This is a genomic window from Chryseobacterium salivictor (assembly GCF_004359195.1).
Classification (GTDB): Bacteria; Bacteroidota; Bacteroidia; order Flavobacteriales; family Weeksellaceae; genus Kaistella; species Kaistella salivictor.
Window position 1 is genome coordinate 1,034,536 of record NZ_CP037954.1, and the last position, 12,679, is coordinate 1,047,214.

Below are 12,679 nucleotides of genomic sequence, written 5' to 3' on the forward strand. Positions count from 1 at the left end.
TATGTTGACAGGACGGTTTTTTATTTTAATAAAAGCAGGATGTTTTATTTAATTTCTATACATCCAACTCTGCCACCTGCATTTCCGGTGGGCTGGGTATGGAAATCATCTTCACCTGCATGAATGATAATTGATTTTCCGATAATATTTTTGGAGTCATCCTTACACCCCAAACACCAGTTGTCGGTTTTGAAAACCAGTCTCGCAGTTCCATCTTTGTCGGCAACCAGATTCCCGATGTCGCCCATGTGAAATTCGCCATGTTCCCATTTTCCGTGTTTTTCTGCCGTGGGATTCCAATGTCCGCCTGCAGAACTTCCGTCAGCCGCCGAGCAGTCTCCTTTTTCATGAATATGTACGGCGTGGATCCCCGGAGTTAATTTGTAAACATTCAGGTCCATTTCGACATTTTTACCCGTTTGAGAAAATGCAGCCGTTCCCTGAGTGGCGGTTCCGCTTTTAGAATTGATGACATAAGACTTTGTGGTGGTGCAGGATACAGCAACAATTGCGCTGCATAGCAACATAGAAAATGAAGAGATTTTCATAATATTTATTTTGAGGTTAATGTAAATAATTGTTTTTGAATAAGCTAAAAGATAATTTAAAATACCATTCGGTTTACAAATTTAACCATTCGGTAGATTATATTTTCATCAAAAGCCATTCCGTAATAGATTTGCGGTATAAAATTCTCATCATGCAGCCTTTCATTATTTCTAAAGTTCTCCTTTTTGTGTTTTTTTTGGCAGGCATTTTTTCCAATGCACAGATTACGGTGTCGGGGAAAGTTAATTTCAAAAATAAAGGGATCAAAGATATTTCGGTCACTTTAAAAGATACTTACGACGGTGCAACAACTGACGAAAATGGAAACTATTCTTTTGAAACCACTGAAAAAGAAGCGCAGGTCTTGGTTTTTTCAAATTCTAAATTTGTCGAAGTTGAGAAACCAATTTTGATCGGAACGGAAAATCTTAGCGTTAATTCTGATCTTGAAGAACAGATTTCTGAAATTGATGCCGTAGTTATTTCTGCCGGTTCCATTGAAGCGAGTGATAAAAAAAGAGCGACGGCACTGTTAACTCCAATTGATATTTACACCACTGCGGGTGCAAACGGACAAATTTCTTCCGCTTTGGAAACGCTTCCCGGAGTTCAGAAAATCGGTGAGACCGAAGGATTATTTGTCCGCGGCGGAACCGGCGAGGAAACTAAATTTTTTATGGATGGAAATTTAGTCAACAATTTTTTCGGAAATTCAGTTCCCGGGATCAAAGCGATGGATCGGTTAAATACGTCTTTATTTAAAGGGAATGTATTTTCCAGCGGCGGATATTCTGCTGTTTACGGACAGGCATTATCTTCAGTTTTGGTCTTGGAAAGTATCGGTTTCCCGGAAAAGAATTCTGTAGAGTTAGGGATTTCGCCTCTATTTGTAACTGCGGGATTTCAAAATGTAAACGGAGAAAAATCGAAGTCTTTTGGTGTTTTTGGTTCGTATTCTAATCTGGGATTAATGACGAAATTAATTAAATTCAATAATGATTTTACCAAAGCTCCCGAAAGTTTTGGGACCAACTTTAACTTTAGATTAAAAAATAAAAAAGGAGGAATCCTGAAATATTACGGAAGTTTTGACACCAATACAATCGGATTGCAGACAGAAAGTTTAGAGCCGAATATCGATTTTGATCAGACTTTTTTAAAAGGGAAAAACACTTTTCATAACTTATCTTTCAGGCAGAAATGGGGCGAATATGTGATGAATTTAGGAAGTTCTTATACTTTTAATTCCAATTTTATTCACCTTAGCAATACGTATGAAAACGCAGAAATTAATCCAAATTCAATAGAGATTAAAGGAAATTATTTCAATGTGAAAGGCGTGGTAGAAAGAAAAATCAATCGGATTTCAGCGGTTAGAGGCGGTACTGAATTTAATCAGGCCCGCGAAATAACGGATATTGAAATATCGCCCGTTCCTTTTCAGTCCCATCATCAAATTACCTCTTTTTTTGCCGAAACAGATTTAGGTTTCAGCAACCATTTGTCAGCGAAAGTTGGTGTAAGAACTGAATATTCATCAGCAGTTAATCAATGGAATCTGTCGCCAAGATTGGCGATGGCGTACCGGATTTCAAAAAGCTGGACCAGTTCTCTGGCGTATGGAATTTTCTATCAAAACCCGGAACAGAAATATTTCGGAAACAATCCGTTGAATGATCAAAAAGCCGAACATTATATTTTGCAGGTTCAGAAATCGGAAGAGGGCAGAAGTTTTCGCCTGGAAGCTTTCTACAAAAATTACAGCGATTTAATTAAAACAAAAGTCCTGAATTATCGTCCCATCGCCATTAATAATAACGGAAATGGTTTTGCCAAAGGTTTCGAAATTTTCTGGCGGGATAAAAAGTCAATCAAAAATATCGACTACTGGATTTCATATTCTTATCTGGATTCCAGGCGTAATTTCCTGAATTATGACCAAAGTTTATTTCCCAATTTCGCGGCAAAACACACGCTTTCTGTCGTGGCTAAAAAATTTGTCACCGACTGGAAAACCGGTTTTAATCTTTCTTATTCTTACGCTTCCGGAAGACCGTTTTATAATTTTCGAACAGAAGAAAATGGAGAGTACTATTTGAACAGTCAAGGGAAATTAAAAGATTTTAATGCTTTGAATTTCAGTTTAAATTATCTGCCAAATCTGGGTAAAAAAGACTCCAAAGCATTTACAGTATTGGTATTGTCTGTGAACAATATTTTGGGACAAAAGAATATTTACGGCTACCAGTTTTCAAATGACGGCTTAAGAAGTAAACCGGTTTTACCGTCTGCCAGCACTTTTGTTTTTATCGGAGCTTTCATCAATTTTGGTATTGACAGAACGCAGGATGCAATAAATAACAATCTTTAATACGGTTCAGAAAAGAAAATTAACCCTTCGGAGAGAAAGAATTTCATCCGGCTTTTACCTCAATTACCTTTGACTTATCAAAACCATAATCATCAAAAATTTAAAACAATGAAAAAATTAGTATTAATAATGTTTGTCCTTTGCTCAGTAAGCATTTTTGCCCAAACGGCCTTTGAAAAAGTGATGACTGAAAAAATCGAAAAATTAGAACAGTCTAAAACGGCGGAAGATTTTACTGCGGTTTCAAATGATTTTGTAAGAATCGGTGATAAAGAAAAAACAGAGTGGCTGCCTTATTATTACGCTGCTCATGCCATGATTGAAAAAGGCAGAAGTTTAATGCGTGCCGGAAAACTTTCAGAACTGGACGCTGTTGCGGCAGAAGCACAAACTTCTTTAGACAAAGCATATTCACTGAGTAAAGATAATGCAGAAATCCTGATTTTACAGAAAATGATTCACGGTTTAAAAATGATGGTCGACCCGCAATCGAGATTTATGAGCGAAGGAATGTTGGGCGCAGATGCTTTAGGAAAGGCAGAAAAACTGGATTCCGGAAACCCCAGAATTACTTTATTGAAAGCAGAAGATACGTATTATACGCCGGAACAGTTTGGTGGCAGTAAAACAAAAGGTTTGGAATTATTTCAAAAATCGCTGGACCAGTTCAAAGTGTACCAGTCAAAATCAGCATTACATCCGACTTGGGGGAAAGGCGAAGCGGAATATTTCCTGGCGAGTAAACCTTAATTCAATTTAATTCGCCATAAAACCTCTGGAATTTCCAGAGGTTATTTTTGTTTGAAGCAAAAAATAAATCGCTATTTTTACCCGTTGAAAAAATGAGCGGAAATTTCTTTTAACATCGGACTTTCTCCGCAATTCATTTAATGAAAAATGACGCAGTTGCAATAATGAATAACTGCCAAAAACAGATTAGACCCTTTTATTAAAATGTCGGATATTATAAAACTTTTACCAGATCATGTTGCCAACCAAATCGCCGCCGGAGAAGTGGTGCAGCGGCCTGCTTCTATCGTAAAAGAATTAGTCGAAAATTCTATCGACGCTGGTGCCACAAAAATCGAACTGATTATTCGGGATGCCGGGCGTAACTTGATTCAGGTCGTAGATAACGGAAACGGCATGAGTGAAACTGATGCGAGGCTGGCGTTCGAAAGACACGCAACTTCAAAGATCAGTACCACCGAAGATATCTTTCGGATTTCAACCAAAGGCTTTCGTGGTGAAGCTTTGGCTTCGATTGCCGCGGTAGCAGAAGTGGAGTTGAAAACCAAAACGAAAGATGCCAAAATCGGTACCAATATTTATATTGAAGGCGGAGGATTCCAATTTCAGGAACCGATTCAAACAGCGGAAGGTTCCAATTTTTCAGTGAAGAATCTGTTCTATAATGTTCCGGCCAGAAGAAAATTTCTGAAAAACAACAATATTGAATTCCGTCATATTATTGACGAATTTCAAAGGGTTGCTTTGGCTCACGAAAATCTGGATTTCGAGCTTTTCCACAATGACGATATTGTTTTCAGATTGCGGAAAGGCAGTTTGTTGCAGAGAATTGTAGATGTTTTTGGCCGAAAATTACAGCCGCTTCTTATTCCTATTAAAGAAGATTTGGGCTGGATTCAACTCAACGGATTTGTCGCAAAACCGGAAGGCGCTAAAAAAAACAGGGGCGAACAGTTTTTCTTTGTTAATGGGAGATATTTCAGAAGTCCTTACTTTAATAAAGCCGTTCAGGAAGCATTCGAAGGCTTGCTTTTGCCGGGATATATTCCGACATTTTTCCTGTTTCTGGAATTGGATCCGCAGAAAGTGGATGTCAACATTCATCCTCAAAAAACGGAAGTTAAATTTGAAGATGATAATTTGATTTTCGCTTTGATCCGATCCACGATCAAGCGGTCTTTGGGCATCTATAATGTTTCGCCAAGTCTGGATTTTGAACGCGATTCAGGAATGGATGCTTTTTTAAACCAACCAAAAACCGGTGGAAGTTTTAAAGCACCTGAAATCGTGGTCGACCGTGATTACAATCCTTTCCGTGAAGAAACCGTTTCGCCGGGTGAAAAAGTGGCGATGGCTGAAATGTATCAGCAAAATATACAGGCAGAACCTTCGAAAATTAATTTATTTGAAGAAGAAGATTTCGATGAGGATTTAATGCGTCTTCCAAACGGATATTGGCTTTTTAATAAAAACGGAAAAACATTAATGCTCGACTTGGGCAGAATGCACCGCCTGATCGTGAGTGAAAGAAATGCAAAAAAGAAACGCAGTAATGAAAAACATACGCTTCTTTTTTCGCTCGAATACCACATGAATGAAACGGAGAAAAATAAGTTCCGCTCCATTAAAAAGTATCTACCGGAACTGGGTTTTGAAATGATTATTGCAAACGACAATGTGCTGCGGATCGATGCGGTGCCGCAAGGATTAAAAGAAACCCAGGTGATGAAATTCCTCGAAAATATTTTTGAAATATTAGAATACCGTACGGAAGAGGAATTTCTGGATTTTTATAACAGCCAATGGAATAAAATCCAGAGCAAATCGCGTTTTGATTTCTTATATAAAATGGATGCTGAACAGGTGATTAAAGATTTCACTGCATTGGGTTTTCCAGAATATTTACCATCGGGGAAAAGATGTTTTATCGAAGTCCCATTAGATGAATTAAAAAATAAATTTTAAATTATGTTTCCAAGACTCACGCCGATCACCAAAAACATCATCATCCTGAATGTCATATTTTATTTGGCTTCGAATTTCATTATGTTTCCAAAACTGTATGAAATGTTTTCGGTGTATTATATTGCTTCTCCTTATTTCAAGGTTTGGCAGGTCATCACGCACATGTTTATGCATGCACCGTTGGAAAGCGGGATGGGGATTACGCATATTCTTTTTAATATGTTGACATTAATGAGTTTCGGTCCGGTTCTGGAGCAGGTTGTTGGTGATAGAAAATATATCATTCTTTATTTTGCCAGCGGTATCGGAGCGTATGCTTTGAACTGTGGCTGGAATTATTTTGAACTCAGCCAGGGCGCAAATCCAGCGGATATTTATGCCATTCCTATGATGGGCGCCTCGGGTGCGATTTTCGGTGTTGTTGCTGCATTTTCGACCATGTTCCCGGATTCCAAATTATTCTTTATGTTTGTTCCTTTTGGGATTAAAGCCAAATATCTTTTACCCGCAATCATCGTGATTTCACTCTATTTAGGATTTAGTGGATCGATGGCAGGAGTTGCCCATTTTGCTCATATTGGTGGCGCCGTCGTCGGGTATCTTCTGGCAAAGAGATGGAAAGACAATCAGTACAGAATTAATTAAAACTGAACTGGTGAAAATATTCAGATCTGGTTTAGTTCTTATTCATCTCTTCACTATTGTCTCGCACAGCGGAACGGTATTGAACGATTACGTTTCTCCCAATGTATTTCCCTACTTAAATCTGCTTTCGCTAGCATTTCCGGTATTGATGATTTTGAATATCATCCTTTGTATTTTCTGGATAATTCTGTGGAAGAAACGGGCGTTGTTTTTTATCGCCATCACCTTAATGATGATTATGCCGATCCGAAGATGGGTGAACTGGACCGAAAAAGTTGCAGAAAAACCAAATCTTAAGATTGTGACCATGAACATTAAAGCCGGATCAATAGGCGGAAATAACAAAATAAATGAATATTTAGAAAAAACCGATGCAGATCTTATCTTTGGGCAGGAATATGGAGGTGAGTTTAACATTCCCACTTATCCTTACCGAACCGATAAATACGAGATTGTTGCTCTTAATTCAAAGACTGAAATCGTCAATCAGGGAAAATTAACCACCACCGGAAACGGCAACGCTTTTTTCGCAGATATCAAGTTTAAAGGTAAAATAATCAGGGTGGTCAATGTGTATCTGAATCCTTTTTCTTTTGATAAACAGATGGTAAAACCGGTAGAAGATCTGGAGAAAAATACAACTAAACTAAAAGGCATTATCAGAAAATTGGTGCCGACTTTTAAAATACATCAGCAGGAAATTGCGGATATCCGTAAAGCCATCGATGATTCTCCGTATCCGGTCATTCTTGCGGGCGATTTTAATTCGGTTCCTAATTCGTATGAATATTATACATTGGGCCGTGGTTTGAAAGATGCTTTTGTAGAAGTGGGAAGAGGAAGCTCAACCAGTTTTCATGATTATAAATTCCCGATCAGAATTGATTATATCTTTACTTCGAAAGAAATAAAACCCATCAGCTACCGCGTCGATCGGTCGGTTAAACTTTCGGACCATTTTCCGGTTATTGCTGAATTTAAAATTGATTAAAAATGAGAAGTACGTCCATTATAATTATTCTTTTACTCTTTATTTCCTGTGGAAAGGAAACTGCTAAACAAAAGGTGATTCCGCAGGAAACCAACTCTGTTCCGCCGTATGATACCATCGCCATCGATTCTTTCTCGCAGGGGGCGACATCTGTTGATATTGCAAGGAAGATTAAAATATCTTCGCTAAAATATCAGGATTCTTTAAAACAGATTAAAATGAAGAACGAAGAGGAGCAACTGCTGAAAACAGCGAAGGAAGAAAAGTTGAATGCTGAGAAAAAAGTGGCAGAAGCGATAAAGAAAACAGACCTTGGTAAATCTAAAGAAAAACCTCAGGTTACGCAGGAGACGGTTAATCCGTAATTTTGTTTTACATTTGAATTTCACTTAAATACATACATTATGAAAAATTATTTTTTAATTGCAGCAGTTCTTTCTTTAGGATTAATGAGCTGTAAAAAGTCAGAAACAAAAGTTGAAACCACAGAAAATCCTGACGGCACGGTAACTACTACAACGACAGAAAGTGAACATTCTACCACCGTTGATTCTGCAAAAATTAATGCGACCGTTGATCAGGCAAAGGAAAAACTGGATGAAGCCGGACATAAAATTGATGCTGCGGCAGACAAAGGCCTTCATCAACTGAAAAAAGCGGGTGAAGAGGTAAAAGACGCCGCAGCGAAAGGTGCTGAGAAAGTAGAAAAAGGCGCCGAAAAGGTAAAAGAAGATCTGAAGAAAAAATAGGAAAATCTGCTGTTGATTCAGCAGATTTTTTTTATTCATTCATCTTTAATAACGGCTCGATATATTCGCGGTCATTGCTCAGACGCGGGACTTTGTTCTGGCCGCCGAGTTTTCCTCTTTCAGACATCCAGTTGTAGAAAAGATGAGGTTTGGCAACGTGAATGATCGGTTTTTTCAACGTTATATTGTTATACCTTTTCGCTTCATAATCGGAGTTTACCGATTTTAAATGATTGTCGAAAACTTCGCTGAATCTTTCTAAATCAGCAGGCTGTTGGGTGAATTCGAAAATCCATTCGTGGGCGCCACTTTCGCCCTGCTGCATAAAAACCGGGGCACCGGTAAAATCAAGAATGGAGGAATCTGTTGCTTCACATGCTTTTGAAAGTGCCGTTTCTACATTGTCGATCATCAGTTCTTCCCCAAAAGCATTGATGTAATGTTTCGTTCTTCCGGAAACTTTGATCCTGTAAGGCTGCAATGAGGTGAACCGAACGGTATCGCCAATTAAATAGCGCCAAAGTCCGCTGTTCGTGGTAATAACCATCGCGTAATTTTTGCCGATTTCTACCTCCTCTAAAGGAATTGCCTGTAAGTTGTCCGGGTCGAACTGATCCATCGGAATAAATTCGTAGAAAATCCCGTAATCCAGCATGAGCAGCATTTCGTCACTTCCGTACTGATCCTGAATGGCAAAGAATCCTTCTGAAGCATTATAAATTTCGTAGTAATTAATGTCTTTTCCGATGATCTTTTTGTACTGTTCGCGGTAAGGTTTGAAACTGATTCCACCATGGAAAAAAACTTCCAGATTCGGCCATAATGCTGAAATGTTTTCTTTACCGGTTTCTTTTAAAATCCTTTGCAACAAAACCATCATCCAACTGGGCACGCCGGTTAAACTTCCGACTTCTTCATTGGTCACTTCAGAAACGATGGCGTTTAATTTGGTTTCCCATTCCGACATCAGCGACACCTTTTTGCTCGGTGTGGTCGTAATCTCTACCCAAAAAGGAAGATTGTCTATTAAAATGGCAGAAAGATCTCCGAATTTGGTGTTGAAGTTTTCGTAGAAATCCGCGCTTCCGCCTAAACGGAGATTTTTATTGGTAAAGAGTTGATTGTCGGGGTGATTGTTGGCGTAAATAGAGATGAGGTCTTTGCCTGCTTTCATGTGGCATAATTCTAAACTCTCATCGGTAATGGGAATGAATTTGCTTTTCGCATTGGTTGTTCCCGAAGATTTGGCGAAGTTTTTCACCAAACCCGGCCAGAAAACATCCTTTTTGCCTTGTCTTGCCTGCTCAATATACGGTTCGAAATCTTCGTAAGTAACGATGGGAACGTTGGCCGTAAAGTCCCGATACGTTGAAATGGAACTGAAGCCATGAATTTTTCCGTAATCGGTATTTTCGGCATAATACAACTGGGAGAAGAGCACTCCGTTTTGGGTTTCGATGGGATTATCCATGAATTTCTGAATCTGGTCAATCCGCTGCCGGATAAACCAATTAACCACGGTATTGAAAAGTGCTTTCGTCGCCATAACGACAAATATAATATATTTCTGCTAAATGATATTATGCAGAGAATGACAAAAAAAATCCGCTTTATTACAAGCGGATTTTTTTTTAACTAAAGGTTTAGTTTAGCAGTATTCCTGGTAGGCTCCCTGCAGGTTTGCAGCGATAGCTCCGGCAGGATTTCCTTCGATGTGGTGTCTTTCCAACATGTGAACCAGTTCGCCGTCTTTGAAAAGAGCAATACATGGAGAACTTGGCGGGAATGGTGCCAAAAACTTGCGCGCTTCGTCAACTGCTTCTTTGTCGTAACCTGCGAACACGGTGACAAGGTGGTCAGGTTTTTTATCTCCTGTAAGAGAGAAAACCGCGCCTGGTCTTGCTGCACCTGCTGCACAACCACAAACGGAGTTGATCATTAATAACGTTGTACCTTCTTTTTTAATCGCTTGATTTACTGCTTCAGCAGAGGTTAAGTCTTGGAACCCTTTATCGGTTAGCTCATGCTTCATTGGCATTACTAAATCTTCTGGATACATATTGTATTTTTTTTAAATTGTACTTTTATTTAGAACTGTTCTGATTTGCAAATTTAAGTATTATTAATCAGACTGCTTCAATTGTATTTTCATCAAAACCATTCCATCTTCTAAAGTACGACTTTTTGTCCGCAAAAAACCCGGAACAAAAATGCTCCGGGTTTAATCAAATCGATATGCAAAGGTTGAATATCCTAACTGATCCTTAAGAAAGTAATTTTTTAGCCATCTCGGAAATACTTTTTCCGTCGCTCTTTCCTGCAAGAGATTTACTTGCCGTTCCCATTACTTTTCCTAAATCTTTGGCGCTGGTGGCGCCGGTTTCTGCGATGATTTCTTTCATCGCTGCTTCCAGTTCATCGCTGGTCATTTGCTGCGGTAAGTACTTCTCAATGACTTTGCTTTGTGCTTCTTCAACTTCGGCAAGATCGCCTCTGTTTTGTGCCATAAACTGGTCATAAGAATCTTTGCGCTGCTTTATCATTCTTTGTAAAATTGCGATTTCCTGTTCGGCAGAAACTTCCGCTCCTTTTGCTTCTGTTTTCAACAACAGGATTTGGGATTTTACTGCACGCAAAGCATCCAGAGCAACTTTATCTTTTGCGCGCATCGCGTCTTTGATCGCGTCGCTGATGATGATTTCTAAACTCATATTTTTTATAGTGTAACAATGAAACAATATATCAATTTACCAATTGGTGACGCCTTTTGCAATTTGTCATATTGGTGAACCAGTACATTATTGCATTAAATTATTAATCTACGTCTTTATTTAAAAAACGGTTTTCTCTAACCTGCATTTTTCCGTCACTTTCGGTCAGGAAATTACTGATTTTTTGTGCCGAAGCATTTTCCTGTCCGATCGAAATGTTTTTTCTACGGAAAGCAGGGATGCTCTCAAAATCATTTTCCGGTTCGAAGTTCTGATATCTTGAATTAAATTCTTTCAGCTTATTTCTTCTTTCTAAAACTTTATCACTGTTTGTCGTTTTATTAATGAAAGTAAAATCTTCCTGAACTTCGAAAATCGTTTTCTCTGCTACTTTCTCTATTGGTTTTTCTTCCACCTTAGGTTCTGATCTTTGAACCGGTTCTTCCTTGATGATTGCTTTGGGTTGCGGTGTTTCAACTTTGGGCTCTTCAATCGGTTCGTTTACGAAAAAACTGAATTCCATTGGCTTTTCTTCGTCAAACGGATTTCGTCTTTCAACTGGTTTTTCCGGTTTTTTATCTTCAGTTTCAAAACTGAAAGAGTGGGAAACTGGCTCGTCGCTGAGATCATCATCGTATGTGAAAAGATCAAATTCCGGTATTTCCTGTTCCTGATGAAAGCCTGGTGATGCCACATGATTTTCCTCCACAAAACGATTGATTTCAGTTGGAGTTTCTTTTTCAATCACTCTGCTTTGCTCCACTGTTTTTACCTGAAATTCATTGGTAGGAAAATCATCTTCGTCATCTAAAATAAATAGATTTTTTGAAGACGGATAACCTGTGGGTGCCTGCTGATTTTCCTGGGTAGCTTTAAAAGCGGTTTCTCTTTTCTTCGCCGGTTCCATCGAATCTGCCAAAGTAAACTTTACCTTTTCCGTTACGCCTGATTTTTTTTGATGATCTTTGGAAAATCCTGTTGCAATAACCAGTACGCTGACAGCATCACCTAATTCTTCATCGGTTCCAACTCCGAAAATAATGTCTGCGGTATGGCCGGCTTCCTGCTGGATGTGGTCCATAATTACTCCGATTTCGTCCATGGTTACTTCTTCCGAGCCACTTCTGATGAGCAACAGTACATTTTTCGCTCCGGTAATTTTATTGTCATTTAATAATGGGGAGTCCAATGCTTTTTTCACGGCTTCTTCCGCTTTGTTTTCACCGGAGGCAACACCGTTTGACATTAGGGCCGTTCCGGAATTTGCCAACACCGATTTCGCATCACGGAAGTCGATATTTACATCGAAATATCCGGTAATAACTTCTGCCATTCCTTTTGCAGCGTTGGTTAACACTTCATCCGCTTTGGAGAATCCTGATTTAAAACCCAGATTACCAAACTGCTGACGTAATTTATCATTATTAATGACAATCAGTGAATCCACATTGTTTCTTAGTTTGTCCAAACCTAATTCTGCCTGATCCAGTCTTCTTTTTCCTTCAAAACTAAAAGGTACGGTAACGATTCCCACGGTAAGAATTCCCATGTCTTTGGCCACTTTTGCAATAACAGGAGCAGCGCCGGTACCGGTACCACCACCCATTCCGGCAGTGATGAAAACCATTTTGGTGTTTTGGCCCATAGCCGCTTTGATATCTTCGATACTTTCAATCGCAGCTTTTTCCCCAACTTCGGGGTCAGCTCCTGCGCCCAGTCCTTCGGTGATGGTTAATCCCAACTGCACTTTGTTTGCAACTGGATTATTATCTAAGGTTTGTGAATCGGTATTACAGATCACGAAATCTACACCATAGATTCCACGTTCGTACATGTGTTTCAGTGCATTGTTTCCGCCGCCGCCTACGCCGATTACTTTAATTATTGATGAATTTCCTTTTGGTAGATCAAATGAAAATCCCGGGGTGTTTATATTTTCCATAGTCTT

The 12,679-nt window shown here is 39.0% G+C and carries 12 protein-coding genes; 7 read left to right on the forward strand and 5 right to left on the reverse strand.

Going from position 1 to position 12,679, the window contains the following annotated elements:
* Positions 1-44: 44 nt before the first annotated feature.
* On the reverse strand, positions 45-548 hold the full coding sequence (locus NBC122_RS04765; protein ID WP_133439279.1) for a superoxide dismutase family protein: 504 nt from the start codon (positions 546-548) through the stop codon (positions 45-47).
* A 35-nt stretch (positions 549-583) separates the two neighbouring features.
* On the opposite strand from NBC122_RS04765, the gene NBC122_RS04770 reads away from it, so the two are divergent.
* From NBC122_RS04770 to NBC122_RS04800, 7 genes are all read left to right on the forward strand, one after another.
* Positions 584-2,920, forward strand: a complete 2,337-nt coding sequence (locus NBC122_RS04770; RefSeq protein ID WP_317127520.1) for a TonB-dependent receptor — start codon at positions 584-586, stop codon at positions 2,918-2,920.
* 108 nt (positions 2,921-3,028) lie between these two features.
* The gene (locus NBC122_RS04775; RefSeq protein WP_133439280.1) at positions 3,029-3,670 is read left to right on the forward strand and encodes a hypothetical protein; all 642 of its coding nucleotides are present in this window, start codon (positions 3,029-3,031) and stop codon (positions 3,668-3,670) included.
* 204 nt (positions 3,671-3,874) lie between these two features.
* The gene (gene mutL / locus NBC122_RS04780) at positions 3,875-5,635 is read left to right on the forward strand and encodes a DNA mismatch repair endonuclease MutL (RefSeq protein ID WP_133439281.1); all 1,761 of its coding nucleotides are present in this window, start codon (positions 3,875-3,877) and stop codon (positions 5,633-5,635) included.
* A gap of 3 nt (positions 5,636-5,638) precedes the next feature.
* Entirely contained in the window at positions 5,639-6,280 is a 642-nt protein-coding gene (locus NBC122_RS04785; RefSeq protein WP_133439282.1) for a rhomboid family intramembrane serine protease, read from the forward strand.
* A gap of 10 nt (positions 6,281-6,290) precedes the next feature.
* Positions 6,291-7,271 (forward strand): endonuclease/exonuclease/phosphatase family protein, encoded by a 981-nt coding sequence (locus NBC122_RS04790; protein ID WP_246012454.1) that lies wholly within the window; start codon positions 6,291-6,293, stop codon positions 7,269-7,271.
* A gap of 2 nt (positions 7,272-7,273) precedes the next feature.
* Positions 7,274-7,636, forward strand: coding sequence for a hypothetical protein (locus tag NBC122_RS04795; protein ID WP_133439283.1), 363 nt, complete (start codon positions 7,274-7,276; stop codon positions 7,634-7,636).
* 39 nt (positions 7,637-7,675) lie between these two features.
* Positions 7,676-8,020, forward strand: coding sequence for a hypothetical protein (locus NBC122_RS04800; RefSeq protein ID WP_133439284.1), 345 nt, complete (start codon positions 7,676-7,678; stop codon positions 8,018-8,020).
* Between the two features lie 31 nt (positions 8,021-8,051).
* On the opposite strand, the gene NBC122_RS04805 is transcribed toward NBC122_RS04800, so the two are convergent.
* The 4 genes from NBC122_RS04805 to ftsZ form a co-directional block, all read right to left on the reverse strand.
* Positions 8,052-9,566, reverse strand: a complete 1,515-nt coding sequence (locus NBC122_RS04805) for a GH3 auxin-responsive promoter family protein (RefSeq protein ID WP_133439285.1) — start codon at positions 9,564-9,566, stop codon at positions 8,052-8,054.
* A gap of 102 nt (positions 9,567-9,668) precedes the next feature.
* Complete coding sequence (locus NBC122_RS04810; RefSeq protein ID WP_133439286.1) at positions 9,669-10,079, reverse strand: BrxA/BrxB family bacilliredoxin; 411 nt, start codon at positions 10,077-10,079, stop codon at positions 9,669-9,671.
* 205 nt (positions 10,080-10,284) lie between these two features.
* Positions 10,285-10,731, reverse strand: coding sequence for a GatB/YqeY domain-containing protein (locus tag NBC122_RS04815; protein ID WP_133439287.1), 447 nt, complete (start codon positions 10,729-10,731; stop codon positions 10,285-10,287).
* Positions 10,732-10,834: 103 nt separating this feature from the next.
* Positions 10,835-12,673, reverse strand: coding sequence for a cell division protein FtsZ (ftsZ, locus tag NBC122_RS04820; protein ID WP_133439288.1), 1,839 nt, complete (start codon positions 12,671-12,673; stop codon positions 10,835-10,837).
* Between the last annotated feature and the right edge of the window lie 6 nt (positions 12,674-12,679).